A 17457-nucleotide genomic window follows, 5' to 3' on the forward strand; every position below is an offset into this window, starting at 1 on the left:
GCGAGCAAGCTCGCTCCCACAGTGGAATTCTGTCGTACACATAATCCGTGCACACTGAAGAGCAAATGTGGGAGCGAGCTTGCTCGCGATGAGGCCAGATCACTCAACGAGACTTCCGGATCCAGCACTTTCCAATCGCCCACAAAAAAGGCCGTTTCCTCATGAAAACGGCCTTTGCGAAGTAGTAAAAGACCGGCAAAAAAACGTTAAGTTCCGTCCAAAAAACAGTAACTTGCAATATTGTATACAGGTCGTGTTATTCGTCGGATTTCGATTGTCACGCCCATTCCAGAGCCTCAGGATCGCGCCGTCATCCCCTTGAGGTTCCTCCATGAAGTTCTCCTCGATTCTCTTGTTGTCCCTTGGCCTGGTCAGCGGTATCGCGTCTGCTGGCGGCACCACCGAAGCCGGTGTAGGCGGCGCATTGGGCGGGGTTCTGGGCTCTGTCGTCGGCCAGTCGTTAGGCGGCAATACAGGTTCCACCATCGGCGCGGCCCTGGGTGGCGCGGGTGGTAGTGCCGTCGGCGCAAACAAACACAGCCGTGGCGAAGCAGCCCTTGGCGGTGCGTTGGGCGCAGCAGGCGGTAACGTGGTCGGTCGCAGCATGGGCGGCACCAGCGGCAGCCTGATCGGCGCCGCAGCAGGCGGCGGCGCCGGTGGCGCGCTGGGTAACTACATGGGCAAAGAGTACGATGATGAAGACGACGATCGTCGTTCGTATCGCGGCCATGGTGATCGTCGTTACTACCGTGACGGCCATCCGGGCCGCGGCCATGCCTATGGCCATCGCAAGCACCACCACAGGTATTACCGCGACTAAGGCCCCGAGCGCCTCGCCGGTGAGTACATCAAAAATCGCAGCCCAAGGGCTGCGATTTTTTTTGCCTTACTGAACCACCAGACGCTGCAGCGCCCCGCGCAACCCTGCCGGAATCGCCACGGGTTGATTCGACACCCGATCGACAAACACATGCACGAAGCGCCCTGCCGCACAGGCTTCATCCTCGCCTTGCTTGAACACGGCCAGTTCGTATTGCACCGAACTGTTGCCCAACTTGCCCACCCGCAGACCGATCTCGATGCGATCCGGGAAGGCAATGGAAGCAAAGTAATCACAGGAGGAACTCACCACGAACCCCACCACCTCACCGTCATGGATATCCAGGCCACCGACTTCGATCAGGTAAGTGTTCACCGCCGTATCGAAGAAGCTGTAGTAGGTAACATTGTTGACGTGACCGTAGGCGTCGTTGTCGTGCCAGCGGGTGGTGATGGGCTGGAAGTGGGGGTAGTCGGTGCGTTGGGGCATCAGCGTTGGTTCCTGGAGTTGGTTCGCCAAGTCTAAGACGAAAACCGCGTTATCGTTCTTCGCGAACAAGCCCGCTCCCACAGTGAATCTCTGCCGTACACAAAATTTGTGCTCGCTGGAGATCCACTGTGGGAGCGGGCTTGCTCCGGGCGGCGATCCGACGAAGGCACCCTTGCAGGCGCCACATCAATCACTTGTCAGCAAAGCCCTTGCCCGCCGCCGCCAATTCACCAATCAACCGCGCCGGGTTCCAGTGATCGCCCTGACGTGTCTCAAGGTCGATCAGGCGCCGATGGATATCCGCCAGCCCTTGTTGATCCGCCCAGGCCATCGGCCCGCCCTTGTCCGCCGGGAAACCGTAACCATTGAGGTAGACCAGATCGATATCGTGAGCCGATCCGGCAATGCCCTCCTGAAGAATCTTCGCGCCTTCATTGACCAGTGCCAGCAAGCAGCGCTCGAGAATTTCTTGCGGGCCGATCTCGCGACGCTGGAACCCCAGCCCTTCACTGACTTCCAGCACCAGCGCGTCCACCTGTGGATCATGTTCGGCTTGACGGCTGCCCAGTTCATAGTGGTAGTAACCATTGCCACTCTTCTGGCCAAAACGCTCCATTTCGCACAGTCGGTTATCCACCTGAACTTCCGGCGCATCCTGCCCGACACCCGACAGTTGCCGGGCGCGCCACTGCAGGTCGACACCCACCACATCGAACATGCGGAACGGCCCCATGGCGAAACCGAAGCCTTGTAGCGCTGCGTCAACCTGGTAGGGATAAGCGCCTTCCAACAGCATTTTTCGTGCTTCGAGCACATAGGTATTGAGCATGCGGTTGCCGATGAAACCGTCGCAATTACCCGCCACCACACTGACTTTGCCCATGCGCTGGCCGAGCGCCAGTGCCGCATCGAGGACTGTCGGTGCCGTCTGCGCGCCACGGACGATTTCCAGCAGTTTCATGATGTGCGCCGGGCTGAAGAAGTGCAGGCCCAGGACCTGCTGCGGGCGCCCTGTAACCGCAGCAATGGCGTCGATGTCCAGCGCCGAGGTATTGCTGGCCAGAATCGCTTCGGGTTTGAGCAGGCCGTCCAGTTCGCGGAAGATTTTCTGCTTGAGCTCAAGGTTTTCGTACACCGCTTCGATGACCAGGTCGACATCGCGGATGGCCACATAACCTTCTGCCGCCGTTACGCGCGCGACACGAGCATCCGCTTCGCCCTGATCAATCCGGCCCTGGCGCACGTTGTGGGCGTAGGTGTCCGCCACAGTGGCCAGCGCTTGCTGCAGCATTTGGGGATTGTTGTCGACCCACTGCACGGCCACCCCGGCGTTGGCCAGGCACATGACAATGCCACGGCCCATGGTGCCCGCTCCGATGACGGCAGCGCGCTGAATATTCGTCGGTGTCTGGCTCATGTTTTGTTCTCTTGTTGGCGATCCGAAGACAGCCCTCACCATAGTCAGCCACTGCGATTTTTTGAAATTTATTCCTGTGATGAGCAACATTCAGCGGATGGATGTGCCCTTTGAGTACACCGTATATCCCTGTGGGAGCGAGCTTGCTCGCGATGGCGATTTGTCAGTCACCATCACTGTTGAATGTGCCGGCCTCATCGCGAGCAAGCTCGCTCCCACAGGGGTTGTGGTTCAGCCTGCCAGATGCCGCTCGGCCCACTCCCGCACCCCGGCATACGGATAATCCTCCAGCGCCGCAAAACCGGGAATCGACCGCGCCTTGAGTTTGGTGAACAGCGGCACGCCGATTCCGCACAGAAACCGTGTCACGCGTTCAGCCGAGGGCACGTTGCCCGTGTGCTGCACGTGCCTGTGGATAAAGTCGCCACACAGCGTCTCGAAATTTTTATCCACAAGCGCCGGCAACTCCGGTGGTGCGGGCAACCGCGCCACTTGCCCGTGACACACCGAACAATGGCCACATTGCTGCGGGGCATTGTGGTCGCCGAAGTACTCAGCCAGGCGGTAACCCAGGCAACGGTCGGTGGCGAACAGGTCCAGCATCGCGTGAATCCGCGCGATCTCGGTGTGCTCATGCCGAGTGAAATAGCCATGCAGTTCCTCGCTCAATGCGGCGCTGTCGAAACCGCTTTGCAGCACACTGTAGACCTCGGTCATCTGCTTGCTTTCCAGCTCCACCCAGCCCTTCTCCTGGAAGTAATCCAGCGCCTTGACCACCCGACTGCGCTCGGCCCGGTGCTGCTCGTACAACGCCTCGAAATTCACCGTGGCCCAGGTCCGGGCGCGGCTGGAGGTCTGGATGATCGCTGCGACAAAATCCCTGCGCTCGCCTTCGAAACGCGCCAATAGCGCCTCGGGCTCTTGCACATACTTGAAACGGTACTCGGCGTAGTAGGCATAGCGCGGGGCGATCAACCCGCGCAATTCGAGTTGCACCAGCAAGGTCTTGAGCGGCAACTGACGAATGTTGCTTTGATCGGCCAACGGCCCCAACAGAAACTCCCACTGCCCTTCGGGCGCTGCGGCAAGCATCTCGTCCAGCACGCAACGGATGCCATCCAGCTCGGGCGTGTCGCCGTAGACGAAGTTCTCCAGCACGTTGAGGCTGTCGCGGTTGGCCAACACCAGGCAGTCCGACGGTTGCCCGTCACGCCCGGCACGGCCGATTTCCTGACTGTAGTTTTCGATGGATTTGGGCAGGTCGAAGTGCACTACGTTGCGGATGTCGCTCTTGTCGATACCCATGCCAAAGGCGATGGTGGCGACGATGCAATTGGACTGCCCACCCATGAAGCGACGCTGGATCGCCTCCCGTTGCTCATGGGGCAACCCGGCGTGATAGGCCTCGGCCTGAATGCCGTTGCGGTTCAGGTGTTCGGCGATGTGCTCCGCCGTTTTCTGCAGGGTGACGTAGACGATGCTCGGCTGCTCCGGACGCAGGCTCATCCACTCGACGAGGCGCCTGCGTTTGTCCGCTCCGCGAACCGGCTCCACCAGCAAATTCAGGTTCGGGCGATAGAAACCGGTGGTCACTACATCCTCGGTGGCGATGGCGAATTTCGCCTGCATGTCGGCGATGACCTTCGGCGTTGCCGTTGCAGTAAGCAGCAGAACCTGAGGGATATTGAACTGGCGTTGATAATCGGGAAGCTTGAGGTAGTCCGGGCGAAAGTTATGCCCCCATTCGGAGATGCAGTGCGCCTCGTCCACCACCAGCAGCGAGATCGGTACTTGCTGCAGAAAATGCCGGAAGCGTTCGTTCTTCAGGCGTTCCACCGAGATCATCAAAATCTTCAATTCGCCGGACTTGGCCCGGACCATGACGTCACTGGCGTCATCGCGGCTCTGGGCCGAATCGATACTGCCCGCCGAGATGCCGTGGCGCTGCAGGAACGACAGCTGATCCTGCATCAACGCCAGCAAGGGTGAGACCACCAGCGTCAGGTGCGGCAGCAACAGCGCCGGCAATTGGTAGCAAAGGGACTTGCCCGAACCGGTGGGGAAAATCGCCGCCGCCGAACGCCCGGCCAACACAGCACTGACGGCCGTCTCCTGACCGGGTCGAAACTGTGGATAACCGAAAACCTGTTCCAGGGTGTTGTGCATAAGCTGTCACTCCATTGACCGCTGGGGAGTCAAAAGCCTGGCCGGCGATTGCAGCGAGTCAAGAAAAGGTCGGGGGCGAAAACGATAGGGGATGATACAGCGGATGGCTGCAAGGGCTTGAGGAATCGGCCAACACACCCACCGCAAAACTCGAAACACCCGACATCGTCCGAGGCGCCCTCTACCGAGATTTACCGCGAAGCGACTGAAAACGCTGTAAGCATTTTTACCTCTCGCCATTTCGCGTTGAAAACCCACCACCAACCTGTAGTCCCCTTCCTCCAAATATGACAAAACCCTTACAAAGCCTGTCGATCTCAGCCGTCTTGTCCCCCAACGCCATACCCTCCTATAGTTTCCTGCGCGGCTGAAAACAGTGTCTCGGCCTGCCGGGAACACTTGCCGATTTCGCACAGGACCCACTTAATGAAAAACCCCGACTCACTGACAGCCCGCTACCACCCGCTCAAGACCCGCTACAGCGAAACCCCGGTGCTGGTCATCGATACCGAGGCCGACCCCTTCGAAATCCTCGACGCCGCCCGACAACGCATCCGCGCCGCCAGCGACCTGCTCGAAACCCTTTATTGCACCTGTTTCAAACAGGCCGAAGCGAGCGACATTCCCAAGATCGTCAGCGCCCTGTACCTGCTGACCCAGGACGGCAACGACCTGCTCGACATCGCCCGGCAACGCTTGCCGAAACACGTTGCTTGCCCCACTACAACTCCCTGTGGGAGCGGGCTTGCTCGCGAAGAACGATAACGCGATCCACTGTGGATAACTCCGTCAGCAACGACCTATGAAAGCTTCGGCAAGGTCCTACAAAACAAGACACCTTGTCGGCTATCGATGACCATTCACTCAATCCTATAGTCCGGGCTGTCGCTGCCAAATCAGCGACTCGGGCTTGGTCACCCGAATTAGATCTACGTACTCACCCGTTGTATGCTGCCGACGCTTTTTTGTGTCTGCACGCTATATGGTGGCTGTGTTTGGGATGCCTTCGGGCATGCCGGTTCTGTGCGTAGATCTCACCGGTTGACCAACCCGAACACAGTCGCCTCCCATCGTTTGGTCACGATGATGGCGGTCCTTTCTGGCACATCTGAGATTGCACATCATGAATAAATGGAATCCGTTCACCAACGAACGCTATCTACCGCTCCACACCAACCTCACCGATTCCCCGCCCCTGATCATCGACACAGAAGCCAACCCCCAAGACATCCTCGAAGCCGCCCTCCAACGCATCCGGGCTTCCAGCGACCTGCTGCAAACCCTGCACTGCCAATGCTTCAAACACGGCGACCTCGAAGACATCCCGCACATCACCCATGCGCTCTACCTGCTGACCCAGGACGGCTGCGACCTGCTCAAAGTCGCCCAGCAACGAATGCTCAACTGGAAAGCCCCGATCTGACGTTGCGTGAAGATCAGTTCCCATGTTCCGCATGGGAACGATCAAAACAATAAAATCTGATCCAACGGACAAAAAGCATGGAAAGCCGCCATCGAGCGCAGTAGATAACCATGAGCAAGTTTTTTAATGAGCTAATGGAAAGCGTGAAACAGATGAACGAGATCCTGCGGGATGAACGTCAGCCTTCCCCGCGCCCTGAAAACATTGAGCCCGGAAACGATCAAGTCAGTCGCTCCTTCCTCTCGCGATCGGCAACCAATAAGATCCGACCAAGCCCAACCGGACACCCCACAATGAACCTCGCCCCCAACTTCCCGGACGACCACGCCATGCAACTGCTCATGCAGTTGCTGCACGAAGAACTCGGTCTGCCCGAACGCAAAACTATTAGCCTCAACACCTCGATCAACTTTGATCTGGGCTGCGAAGGCGCTGATGCTCAGCGCTTGATGGAAGCACTGGAAGAACAGTTCGCCATCGACTTCGTCGACTACGATGCCTATCGCTACTTCCAGCCTGAAGGCTTTGATGTGTTTCTCAAGCGACGGGCGAAGGGGCGTGGCGATAAGGTTCCACTGACTATCGAAATGCTTTACCAAGCGATAAAAGCGCAACGCTGGGATACGCGAAAACTGGAAGGGATCAGTTGAGCGCGTAAATGCCATTATTCTGGCCGTTTGAAGCCTTTTCAGTTGAAATAATGCTAGCTGCGCCTCTCATCGTCCGAATCGCACCCACAAAAAAGCCGCCCCGAAGGGCGGCTTTTTCGTTAGCTCAATCCAGCACTTACAACTTTGGACCCGCAGCCTTGATCGCGTCGCTCACTTCGAACTTCTTGAAGTTCTCGATGAACAGGCCGGCCAGTGCTTTGGCGGCTTCGTCGTAGGCGGCTTTGTCGGCCCAGGTGTTGCGTGGGTTCAGCAGGCCAGTCTCAACGCCCGGTACGGCCAGTGGCACGTCGAGGTTGACGGTGTCCAGGTGCTCGGTCTCGGTACCGATCAGCGCGCCGCTCTGGATCGCTGCGATCACGGCACGGGTGGTCGGGATGTTGAAGCGTTTGCCGACGCCGTAGCCACCGCCGGTCCAGCCGGTGTTGACCAGGTAGACCTTGGAGCCGAAACCGCGGATGCGCTTGATCAGCAGCTCAGCATACTCGCCAGCAGGACGCGGGAAGAACGGTGCGCCGAAGCAGGTGGAGAAGGTCGACTTGATGCCGCTGCCCGAACCCATTTCAGTCGAGCCCACCAGTGCGGTGTAGCCGGACAGGAAGTGGTAGGCCGCTTGTTCTTCGTTGAGGATCGACACTGGCGGCAGCACGCCGGTCAGGTCGCAGGTCAGAAAGATCACAGCGTTCGGCTCGCCACCGAGGTTCTTCTCGGAGCGCTTGGCAACGTGCTCCAGCGGGTAGGCGGCGCGGCTGTTCTGGGTCAGGCTGACATCGGCGTAGTCGGCGTGCTTGGCGTCGTCGATAACGACGTTTTCCAGGACTGCGCCGTGCTTGATGGCTTTCCAGATAACCGGCTCGTTCTTCTCGGACAGGTCGATGCACTTGGCATAGCAACCGCCTTCGATGTTGAACACAACGCCTTCGCCCCAGCCGTGCTCGTCGTCACCGATCAGGTAACGGCTTTCGTCAGCGGAAAGGGTGGTTTTACCAGTGCCGGACAGACCGAAGAACAGGGTCACGTCGCCCTCTTCGCCGATGTTGGCGGCGCAGTGCATTGGCAGCACGTCGGCGGCCGGCAGCAGGAAGTTCTGCACCGAGAACATGGCTTTCTTCATTTCACCGGCGTAACGCATGCCGGCGATCAGCACTTTCTTCTGTGCGAAGTTGATGATCACGCAGCCGTCGGAGTTGGTGCCGTCACGCTCTGGCACGCATTCGAAGTTGGCAACGTTGAGAACCTGCCACTCTTCACGACCGGCCGGGTTGTACTGGGCCGGGTTGATGAACAGGCAACGGCCGAACAGGTTCTGCCAGGCGGTCTGGGTGGTCATCTTCACGGCCAGGTAGTGCTCGGAAGCCGCACCTACATGCACGTGGGAAACGAAATGCTCTTGCGCGTTGTTGAATGCCTCAACGCGAGCCCACAGGGCGTCGAACTTGTCGGCCGGGAACTTGCGGTTGATCGGGCCCCAGGCGATGGCGGCCTGGGTGCTTGGCTCTTCAACGATGAAACGGTCGACTGGCGAACGGCCGGTACGGTGACCGGTACGAACAACCAGTGCGCCGGTATCGGCAAGCTCGCCTTCACCGCGGTTGAGGGCTTCTTTAACCAGATCATCAACACTCAGATCGGTGTACACGGCATTATTGGCTTGCGTCATGAGGTTCCCCGTCGGCCAGTGGCCGAGTGCTCCAAACGTTTTTGTAGTAGAAAGTCGTGCACTACTACCGCGAAAAAAGTGGGCCGGATTATGCCAGAAAAGCCCAAAAAAAGTAGGCCCCTCCTGTCGTAACGGCATTAATCCGGCGGTAGCCAGTGAATTTACCTGCGCTGAACCGTTTTAGTGACGAGTATCTGACGGCGTATCGATACCCGCACCGGCGAACAGTTGAGTGACATCGGCCGCGTCGAACAGGTAGCGCTGATTGCAGAACTGGCAATCGATCTCGATATTGCCACCGTGTTCGACCACCAAATGCTGCGCGTCTTCCATCCCCAGACTGACCAGCGCATTGGCCGAACGTTCGCGCGAGCAGCTGCAACGAAAGCGCATCTTCTGCACATCGAACAGACGCACCTGCTCTTCGTGGTACAGGCGATGCAGCACGGTTTCGTTGTTCAGGCCCAGCAGCTCATCGGCGGTCAGAGTGGTGGCCAGCGCGGTAAGGTGCTGCCAACTGGCGGCGCGCTCTTCCTCGTCTTTCAAGCGGTCGGCAGGCAATTGCTGCAACAACAGGCCGCGGGCGCGACGGCCATCGGCGCAGAGCTTGATACGAGTGCCAATCTGCTGGGACATGACGAAGTAGTTGGTGAAGCAGTCGGACAACGTTTCGCCATCCAGATCGACGACGCCCTGATAGCGTTGGCCCTGTTTCGGGTCGACGGTCAATGTCAGCGAGCCATCCGGCATCAGGTCAGCCAGGGTTGCGTCGGGGGCAATCCGGTCGGCCTCGTAACGGGCCAGGCCCCGGATATCGCGCTCGCTGGAGCACTCGATCATCAACAGTGGGATCGGGCCTTCGGAGCGGGCCTGCAATATCAGCAAGCCATCGAACTTCAGCGTGCCAACCAGCAATGATGCGGCTGCCATCAACTCGCCGAGCAGTTGTGCGACCGGCTGCGGGTAGGCGTGTTTGGCCAGGACTTCGGCGTAGCTGAGCTCCAACGAGACCAGCTCGCCACGGGTGTCGCTGTCATCGAAGATGAAGCGTTGGGTGAAGTCGTTATCCGGTAGGTCAGTCATAAGTCTGGGTATCTGAAGTGGTGACAAAAGTGATTACAGAATTCGAGGTTGCGCCTTGACCATAGCGTCTTGGCTATAGCGCCTTGCTGTCTGGTTATGGCTTACAGGCCAGCCACTGTGTGCGCTTTACGACGAATGGCACTGCCAATGGCTCATAAAGGGTAGGCGAATTACCCCATATGGCTACGCGCAAGCACAATTACAAGTCTTTGCCTGTTTGAGTGATCGACGGCCCCGGTCAATCATTCGTTGCTGCTACCACGAAACTTGAACAGATCCCGCCGCTGTTTCTTGCTCGGTTTGCCATCGGTGCTCACGCCCAGAGCGCCTGCTTTGCGCTCGGCGGCGGCGTTTTCGCGCTTGGCAATGCTGGCTTCGGTTTCGGCGTACAGCATCTGCGCCTCCGGTGCGCCACGGCGAACGATCGACAACGCCTGGACCACTACCGTGCGCTCATCGAAACCGGCGCGAATTACAAACTCGTCGCCGACCCGTGGCTCTTTACCCGGCTTGCAGCGTTCGCCCCGGCAATGCACCTTACCGCTTTCAATCGCCGCCTTGGCCAGGGCACGGGTTTTGTAAAATCGTGCAGCCCACAACCATTTATCGAGGCGGACTTTGTCGTCCTCTTCGTTTTTTTGTGCCATGGAATTTCCTCATTCTGAAATATTGGTGAACTGTACTACCGTTTCTGACGTACCAAGAATTTCACCGGCTCGGATTACAATGCTGACATTCCATAACCTCCTTGCGAGGCTGGAAATCCGGGCCGTAGATATCTGTCGCCTTTTAACCATTATTCTGCGTGAATACCGCGAATTCGGCCGCATGCGGCCCGAGCGGTTTCTACCGGTTGAGCACTTTTGAAGACATTTGACCATTTGACCGTTGTCGGTCTGCGCGAGTGGGTGGCGCTCCCGGATTTGGGAGTCGCGGGCCTTCGGGCAAAAATCGACACCGGTGCCAGCACCTCAAGCCTCCACGCCACCGAAATCGAGCTGTTCGAGCGCGATGGTGAGCAGTGGGTGCGTTTTACCGCCCACCTGGGTTCCGTCGTACAACTGCGCCACCGGCGCTGCGAAGCACCGTTGGTGACGATGAAAACCATTAAAAGCTCAAACGGTCACGCGCAGGTGCGATACGTGATCAGCACCACCCTGGCCCTTGGTGATCGGGTCTGGCGGGTCGAGTTCACGCTCGCCTGCCGCAAGTCCATGCGTTATCGCCTGCTGCTCGGCTCCAAAGCCCTGATCCATGGCCAGTTGGTGGTCAATCCGGGCATCAAGTATGTACAAGACAAGCCGGTGTTCCCGGTATCTACCTCTTCCACAGGTGTTGCATGAAGATCGCTGTGCTGTCGCGGAACCCGCGTCTGTATTCCACCCGCCGCCTGGTTGAAGCCGGTACTGAACGCGGCCATGAAATGGTGGTGGTCGATACCCTGCGCGCCTACATGAACATCGCCAGCCACAAGCCGCAGATCCACTACCGCGGCAAACCGCTGGAGGGTTTCGATGCGGTGATTCCACGGATCGGTGCGTCCGTGACCTTTTATGGCTGCGCAGTGCTGCGCCAGTTCGAAATGATGGGGGTATTTCCGCTCAACGAATCGGTAGCCATTGCCCGTTCACGGGACAAGCTGCGTTCGCTGCAATTGCTGTCCCGTCGCGGGATCGGCTTGCCGGTGACCGGGTTTGCCCACTCCCCCGATGACATTCCCGACCTGATCGAAATGGTCAACGGCGCGCCGCTGGTGATCAAGGTGCTGGAAGGCACCCAAGGCATCGGCGTGGTGCTGTGCGAAACCGCTACAGCCGCAGAATCGGTGATCGAGGCGTTCATGGGCCTCAAGCAGAACATCATGGTTCAGGAGTACATCAAGGAAGCCGGTGGCGCGGACATTCGCTGCTTCGTCGTCGGGGACAAGGTGATTGCCGCGATGAAGCGCCAGGCCAAACCCGGCGAGTTTCGCTCCAACCTGCATCGCGGTGGCAGCGCGAGCCTGATCAAGATCACGCCGGAAGAGCGCATGACGGCGTTGCGCGCAGCCAAGGTCATGGGGCTGGCGGTAGCGGGTGTGGACATCCTGCGCTCCAATCACGGGCCGCTGGTGATGGAAGTGAACTCGTCGCCGGGGCTGGAAGGGATCGAGACCACCACTGGCAAGAATGTCGCGGGGATCATCATCGAGCATCTGGAGAAGAATGGCGGGCCGAATATGACGCGGACCAAGGGCAAGGGTTGATTCTGAATTTTGTGGCGGCAAGGATGCCGCCATCGCGAGCAAGCTCGCTCCCACAGTGATCTTCAGTGGACATACAATTTGTGTTCAACACGATCACTGTGGGAGCGGGCTTGCTCCGGGCGGCGTTCCGACGAAGGGGCCTTCAGCCCCTCAGCAAGATCCTGTTTTTAAACAGCATCCCGCGGCAACATCAACCCCAACGGCAAGCGCACCCGCGCTTCAAGCCCACCACCCGAGCGGTTACGCAACTCAACATTCCCGCCATGCATCGAAGCAATCCGCTTCACGATCGCCAACCCTAAACCGGTGCCCTTCCCGCCCCGGGCACGATCACCGCGGGTGAACGGGTTGAAAATCGCTTCCAGTTCCGACGGATCAATTCCGGCACCACGGTCCATGACACTCAGCACCACATACGGCGCGCTGGTGTCTCCGGACACATACGCCGCCACCTCTACACCGCTGCCGGCATGATGCAGCGCATTGCCGATCAGGTTGTTCAGCAATCGCTTCATCGACACACGACGCAACGGAAACGGCTGAATCGGCTCCAGGCGCAGCCGCACTTTCTCTTCATTCTGGTTGTAGGGCGCAGCGACTTCGCGGACCAGGTCGCTCAGGTCAACTTCTTCCACCGACTCGTCGCGCCCGTCACGAATGAACGCCAGGAACTGATCGAGAATCGCGTCCATGTCTTCGATATCGCGCACCATGTCGTCGGTCAGGTCGGTGCGATCACCCATCAATTCCAGGGACAGGCGCAAGCGGGTCAACGGCGTGCGCAAATCATGGGAAACCCCGGCCAGCATCAGCTCACGCTCGCGACCGGCCTGCTCGACGTCTTCGGCCATCTGGTTGAAAGCGCGGTAAACCTCGGTCATCTCACTCGGCGTATCGCTGATCGGCAGGCGCACGCTGCGCCCCTGGCCCAGTTGCCGCGCGGCATACACCAGACGTTTCAGAGGTTGATTGAGCTGGCTGACGAAGATCCAGGCTGAAGCGGTGGAAAGCAGACCAATCGCGAGGAACCAGCCCAGTACATTCCAGATTTTCTGGCCGCGCAACGGATGGGGATACAGGGGTACTTTCAGCCAGCCATCCCCCAGGCTTGGTGCCCGAACCCACAGCGCCGGTGGCGAATGCATGCGCAGCCGGACTTCAGTGTCGGCACCCAGCTCCGCCTGCATCTGCCGCTGGTAGATCTCGCTGTAAGGCCAGTGTTGTTCGCCTTCCGGCACGCCGGCACCCACCACCCGGATCAGGGTCGCGGCCTCGGCGATCTTGCCGCGGCTTTCTTCATCGGCGGCCCAATAGGCGCGCAGCGTCAGGGCGACACCGTGGCTGTACTGGCGGTCCACCAGCACGTCTTCGTTCATCAGCAGATAAACCAGGGTCAGCGCCTTGGAGAAGAGTACGACGATGAGCACCAGCCAAAGGGTGCGGGAGAAGAAGCTCTGAGGGAACCAAACGGGGGTTTTCATGAATAACCGTTAAACACTTGCAGGAGAGAGCGATGCTCGCATATTGCGGTTTGCGAGTCTGCGGACAGGATCGATTGATCCGGTGTCCGCATGACCCGCTCCTACAAATCGCCAATCACTTGGTGGCGGTACCATCCGGAACAAACACGTAACCCACGCCCCAGACAGTCTGGATGTAACGCGGTTTGGAGGGGTCGGGTTCAATCATCCGGCGCAGACGGGAAATCTGCACATCGATGGAACGCTCCAGGGCATCCCACTCGCGGCCACGGGCCAGGTTCATCAATTTATCGCGGGTCAGCGGTTGACGCGCGTTCATCACCAGGGCCTTGAGCACCGCGAATTCACCGGTGGTGAGCATGTGCACTTCTTCGCCGCGCTTGAGCTCGCGGGTGGCCAGGGACAACTCGTAGTCACCGAAGGTCACGCTTTCGTCTTCGCTGCCCGGGGCGCCAGGCACCGGAGCCGACTGGCGACGCAATACCGCTTTGACGCGGGCCATCAGCTCATCCGGGTTGAACGGCTTGGCCAGGTAATCGTCGGCGCCCAGTTCCAGGCCCTTGATGCGGCTCAACTCGTCGCCCTTGGCGGTGAGCATGATGATCGGAATCTGGTTGTTCGCGTTGCGCAGACGGCGGCAGGCGGTCAGGCCGTCTTCGCCGGGCAACATCAGGTCGAGGACAACCAGGTTGAACACTTCGCGCGCCAGCAGGCGATCCATTTGCTCAGTGTTCGGTACGGCGCGGGCGCGATAGCCCTTGCTGACGAAAAAACGTTCCAACAGGCTGCTGAGGCCCGGATCGTCGTCAACAATAAGAATTTTTTCGCCTTCAGCAATGTTTGCAGTGCTGCTCATTGGATGCTCCTTTGATCTCGGCGCGCATTATGGCGTAGCTGCCGTTATACGCACCGTGTGCATTGTTAGCAGATTTTTCCTTTAGCGCCAGAAAACCGGCCGTTGTGCCTGCTGCCTGCGATGCCCCCGAACGACAGAACGCTGGTTATAATGCGCGGCCTTTTGTGTCAGGCAACATCAGACAGGTACTACAGACAGGCGCCATTTATTTTCATGGTGTCGGCAGTAATTGTTCGATTTCACGGGTCAACGGGATACCTTTTGATCCAGGTAGCGGCGCAGGCCAGGCCGCTCAACCAGACTCGCCGAGCCCTTATCCTTGCGCCTGCGAGCCTGCTTTCACAATTTGTCAGGTGGTTTTATGGACAGCATCAACAGCCGCATCGCCGAGGAACTCGGTGTACGCCCACAACAGGTCGAAGCGGCCGTCGCGCTACTCGATGAAGGCTCTACCGTTCCCTTCATCGCCCGTTACCGGAAAGAAGTGACCGGCAGCCTCGACGATACGCAATTGCGTCATCTGGAAGAGCGCCTGCGCTACCTGCGAGAACTCGACGAACGGCGCATCAGCATCCTTGCCAGCATCGAAGAGCAAGGCAAGCTGACGCCGCAACTTGAACGCGACATCAAGCTCGCCGACACCAAGACCCGTCTCGAAGACTTGTACCTGCCGTACAAGCAGAAGCGCCGCACCAAGGGCCAGATCGCCCTGGAAGCCGGCCTCGGCGAACTGGCCGACGGTTTGTTCAACGACCCGTCCCTGAGCCCGGAAACCGAAGCCGCACGTTTCATCGACGCAGAAAAAGGCGTGGCCGATGTGAAGGCTGCCCTCGAAGGCGCCAAGTACATCCTCATGGAGCGCTTCGCCGAAGACGCCGGTCTGCTGGACAAACTGCGCAGCTACCTCAAGCAGGAGGCCACCCTCAGTGCCCGCGTGATTGCCGGCAAGGAGGAAGAAGGCGCCAAGTTCCGCGACTACTTCGAACACGACGAACCGCTCAAAAGCATGCCGTCGCACCGTGCGCTGGCAATTTTCCGTGGCCGCAACGAAGGCATCCTCAGCTCCGCGCTGAAAGTCGGCGACGAACTGCCGGGCACCATGCACCCGTGCGAAGGCATGATTGGCCAGCAATTCGGTATCCAGAACCAGAACCGCACCGCCGACAAATGGCTGGGCGAAGTGGTGCGCTGGACCTGGAAGGTCAAGCTCTACACCCATCTGGAAACCGACCTGCTGGGCGAGCTGCGCGATGGCGCGGAAACCGAAGCGATCAACGTGTTCGCCCACAACTTGCACGACCTGCTGCTGTCGGCCCCGGCCGGCCCGCGCGCCACTTTGGGCCTCGACCCTGGCCTGCGTACTGGGTGCAAAGTGGCCGTGGTTGATGCCACCGGCAAGCTGCTGGATCACGCCACGGTTTACCCGCACGTGCCGCACAACAAGTGGGACCAGACCATCGCGGTGCTCGCCGCCCTGTGCGCCAAGCACTCGGTGGACCTGATCGCCATCGGCAACGGTACCGCCAGCCGTGAAACCGATAAGCTGGCCGCCGAGCTGATCAAAAAATATCCAGCGATGAAGATGACCAAGGTCATGGTTTCCGAGGCCGGTGCATCGGTTTACTCGGCGTCGGAACTGGCCTCCAAGGAATTCCCGGACCTCGACGTGTCGATCCGTGGCGCCGTGTCGATTGCCCGTCGCCTGCAAGATCCGCTGGCTGAGCTGGTGAAGATCGATCCGAAATCCATCGGCGTTGGCCAGTACCAGCACGACGTGTCGCAGCTGAAACTGGCCCGTGGCCTGGATGCAGTGGTCGAGGACTGCGTGAACGCCGTCGGCGTGGACGTGAACACCGCTTCCGTGGCGTTGCTGGCACGGATTTCCGGCCTCAACACAACCCTGGCGCAGAACATCGTCAGCCACCGCGACGAGCATGGCGCGTTCAAGACCCGCGCCGCATTGAAGAAAGTCGCGCGCCTGGGCGAAAAAACCTTCGAACAGGCCGCCGGATTCCTGCGCGTGATGAACGGCGACAACCCGCTGGACGCCTCCGCGGTACACCCGGAAGCCTATCCGCTGGTGCAACGCATCGCCGCCGAGACCGACCGCGACATTCGCTCACTGATCGGCGACAGCGGTTTCCTCAAGCGCCTTGATCCGAAGAAATTCACCGACGAAACCTTCGGTCTTCCGACCGTTACCGACATTCTCCAGGAGCTGGACAAGCCAGGACGCGACCCGCGCCCCGAGTTCAAGACGGCCGAGTTCCAGGAAGGCGTCGAAGACCTCAAGGACCTGCAGCTGGGCATGATCCTCGAAGGCGTGGTGACCAACGTGACCAACTTCGGTGCCTTCGTCGATATCGGCGTGCATCAGGACGGTTTGGTACATATCTCCGCGCTTTCGGAGAAATTCATCAAGGATCCACGGGAAGCGGTCAAGGCCGGTGACGTGGTGAAAGTGAAGGTCATGGAAGTCGACATCCCGCGCAAACGCGTGGGCCTGTCGATGCGCATGAGCGACACCCCGGGCGAGAAAATCGACGGCGCTCGCGGCGCGCGTCCGGGATCGGCGCCACGCCAATCCCAGAACACGGCACCGCGCAAGGAAACCACGGCAGCAGCACCGAGCAACAATGCCATGGCTTCGCTGTTCGCCAATGCCAAGCAGTTGAAGAAACGCTGATGGACATTCCCGCCGGGCTGACCGAAAGCGCGTTTTTCAAGCTGTTGGGTTGCCGCTTGCACAGCCTGGAAACCGGGGTGGCGCAAGTCGCCCTGGCGCTTGAACCCGAGCTGCGCAATCGCGGTGGCAAGCTCCACGGCGGGGCCTTGTTCAGCCTGGTGGACATTGCCATGGGGCTGGCCTGTTCCAGCACCCACGGCTTTGACCAGCAGAGCGCAACCATCGAGTGCAAGATCAATTACATCCGCGCCGTATCCGAAGGCGAGGTGATGTGCACGGCGCGGGTGATCCACCCGGGCCGCCGCACACTGGTGGTCGAGGCCGATGTGATGCAGGGCGACAAACTGGTCGCAAAAGCACAAGGCACGTTCGCTGTCCTGTAGCTAGATGTCATCGATTTGAGTTAATTTCGACGCTGTGATCGCAGCGTCGAGCTTTTCTGTGGGAGCGGGCTTGCCCGCGA

At 59.4% G+C, this 17457-nt stretch carries 16 protein-coding genes; 8 read left to right on the plus strand and 8 right to left on the minus strand.

From position 1 onward, the window contains the following. Nucleotides 1-331: 331 nt before the first annotated feature. Nucleotides 332-820 carry a glycine zipper domain-containing protein gene (locus tag PMI29_RS03540; RefSeq protein ID WP_008003199.1) on the plus strand — a complete coding sequence of 163 codons (489 nt, stop codon included), beginning with the start codon at nucleotides 332-334 and terminating at the stop codon, nucleotides 818-820. A 66-nt stretch (nucleotides 821-886) separates the two neighbouring features. Here the strand turns inward: PMI29_RS03540 and PMI29_RS03535 are convergent, their stop codons facing one another. The 3 genes from PMI29_RS03535 to PMI29_RS03525 all read right to left on the minus strand — a co-directional run bounded on the left by PMI29_RS03535 (nucleotide 887) and on the right by PMI29_RS03525 (nucleotide 4892). Continuing rightward, complete coding sequence (locus PMI29_RS03535) at nucleotides 887-1309, minus strand: acyl-CoA thioesterase (protein WP_033052706.1); 423 nt, start codon at nucleotides 1307-1309, stop codon at nucleotides 887-889. Nucleotides 1310-1499: 190 nt separating this feature from the next. Then, nucleotides 1500-2726: a 3-hydroxyacyl-CoA dehydrogenase gene (locus tag PMI29_RS03530; protein WP_033052707.1), complete on the minus strand. Its 1227-nt coding sequence runs from the start codon at nucleotides 2724-2726 to the stop codon at nucleotides 1500-1502. Nucleotides 2727-2957: 231 nt separating this feature from the next. Beyond that, a complete protein-coding gene (locus tag PMI29_RS03525) occupies nucleotides 2958-4892 on the minus strand; it encodes a RecQ family ATP-dependent DNA helicase (protein WP_008003206.1) in 1935 nt (644 codons plus the stop codon). 426 nt (nucleotides 4893-5318) lie between these two features. Here PMI29_RS03525 and PMI29_RS03520 point away from each other — a divergent pair, with 426 nt between their 5' ends. The 3 genes from PMI29_RS03520 to PMI29_RS0130465 all read left to right on the plus strand — a co-directional run bounded on the left by PMI29_RS03520 (nucleotide 5319) and on the right by PMI29_RS0130465 (nucleotide 6965). Further along, on the plus strand, nucleotides 5319-5657 hold the full coding sequence (locus PMI29_RS03520) for a hypothetical protein (RefSeq protein WP_008003208.1): 339 nt from the start codon (nucleotides 5319-5321) through the stop codon (nucleotides 5655-5657). Nucleotides 5658-6015: 358 nt separating this feature from the next. Beyond that, nucleotides 6016-6315 (plus strand): hypothetical protein, encoded by a 300-nt coding sequence (locus PMI29_RS03515; protein ID WP_008003211.1) that lies wholly within the window; start codon nucleotides 6016-6018, stop codon nucleotides 6313-6315. A 293-nt stretch (nucleotides 6316-6608) separates the two neighbouring features. Beyond that, a complete protein-coding gene (locus PMI29_RS0130465; RefSeq protein WP_033052708.1) occupies nucleotides 6609-6965 on the plus strand; it encodes a DUF1493 family protein in 357 nt (118 codons plus the stop codon). A 136-nt stretch (nucleotides 6966-7101) separates the two neighbouring features. Here PMI29_RS0130465 and PMI29_RS03510 read toward each other — a convergent pair whose 3' ends face one another. From PMI29_RS03510 to PMI29_RS03500, 3 genes are all read right to left on the minus strand, one after another. Beyond that, nucleotides 7102-8643 carry a phosphoenolpyruvate carboxykinase gene (locus PMI29_RS03510; protein WP_008003216.1) on the minus strand — a complete coding sequence of 514 codons (1542 nt, stop codon included), beginning with the start codon at nucleotides 8641-8643 and terminating at the stop codon, nucleotides 7102-7104. Nucleotides 8644-8823: 180 nt separating this feature from the next. Continuing rightward, a complete protein-coding gene (gene hslO, locus PMI29_RS03505; protein ID WP_008003219.1) occupies nucleotides 8824-9726 on the minus strand; it encodes an Hsp33 family molecular chaperone HslO in 903 nt (300 codons plus the stop codon). 242 nt (nucleotides 9727-9968) lie between these two features. Further along, nucleotides 9969-10373 (minus strand): RNA-binding S4 domain-containing protein, encoded by a 405-nt coding sequence (locus PMI29_RS03500; RefSeq protein ID WP_008003220.1) that lies wholly within the window; start codon nucleotides 10371-10373, stop codon nucleotides 9969-9971. A 216-nt stretch (nucleotides 10374-10589) separates the two neighbouring features. On the opposite strand from PMI29_RS03500, the gene rimB reads away from it, so the two are divergent. Together rimB and rimK are read left to right on the plus strand one after the other, a co-directional pair. Next, complete coding sequence (gene rimB / locus PMI29_RS03495) at nucleotides 10590-11069, plus strand: retropepsin-like aspartic endopeptidase RimB (protein WP_008003225.1); 480 nt, start codon at nucleotides 10590-10592, stop codon at nucleotides 11067-11069. Beyond that, the gene (gene rimK / locus PMI29_RS03490) at nucleotides 11066-11971 is read left to right on the plus strand and encodes a 30S ribosomal protein S6--L-glutamate ligase (RefSeq protein ID WP_007972871.1); all 906 of its coding nucleotides are present in this window, start codon (nucleotides 11066-11068) and stop codon (nucleotides 11969-11971) included. Before rimB ends, rimK begins: the two co-directional genes overlap by 4 nt. Before the next feature lie 167 nt (nucleotides 11972-12138). On the opposite strand, the gene PMI29_RS03485 is transcribed toward rimK, so the two are convergent. Then, complete coding sequence (locus tag PMI29_RS03485; RefSeq protein WP_008003227.1) at nucleotides 12139-13452, minus strand: ATP-binding protein; 1314 nt, start codon at nucleotides 13450-13452, stop codon at nucleotides 12139-12141. Between the two features lie 115 nt (nucleotides 13453-13567). Beyond that, a complete protein-coding gene (gene ompR / locus PMI29_RS03480; protein WP_008003231.1) occupies nucleotides 13568-14308 on the minus strand; it encodes an osmolarity response regulator transcription factor OmpR in 741 nt (246 codons plus the stop codon). 361 nt (nucleotides 14309-14669) lie between these two features. On the opposite strand from ompR, the gene PMI29_RS03475 reads away from it, so the two are divergent. After that, nucleotides 14670-16994: a Tex family protein gene (locus PMI29_RS03475; RefSeq protein ID WP_008003233.1), complete on the plus strand. Its 2325-nt coding sequence runs from the start codon at nucleotides 14670-14672 to the stop codon at nucleotides 16992-16994. Continuing rightward, a complete protein-coding gene (locus PMI29_RS0130470; protein ID WP_008003235.1) occupies nucleotides 16994-17377 on the plus strand; it encodes a PaaI family thioesterase in 384 nt (127 codons plus the stop codon). Before PMI29_RS03475 ends, PMI29_RS0130470 begins: the two co-directional genes overlap by 1 nt. The last annotated feature ends 80 nt before the right edge of the window (nucleotides 17378-17457 follow it).

Source organism: Pseudomonas sp. GM49, from assembly GCF_000282355.1.
Taxonomy (GTDB): Bacteria; Pseudomonadota; Gammaproteobacteria; order Pseudomonadales; family Pseudomonadaceae; genus Aquipseudomonas.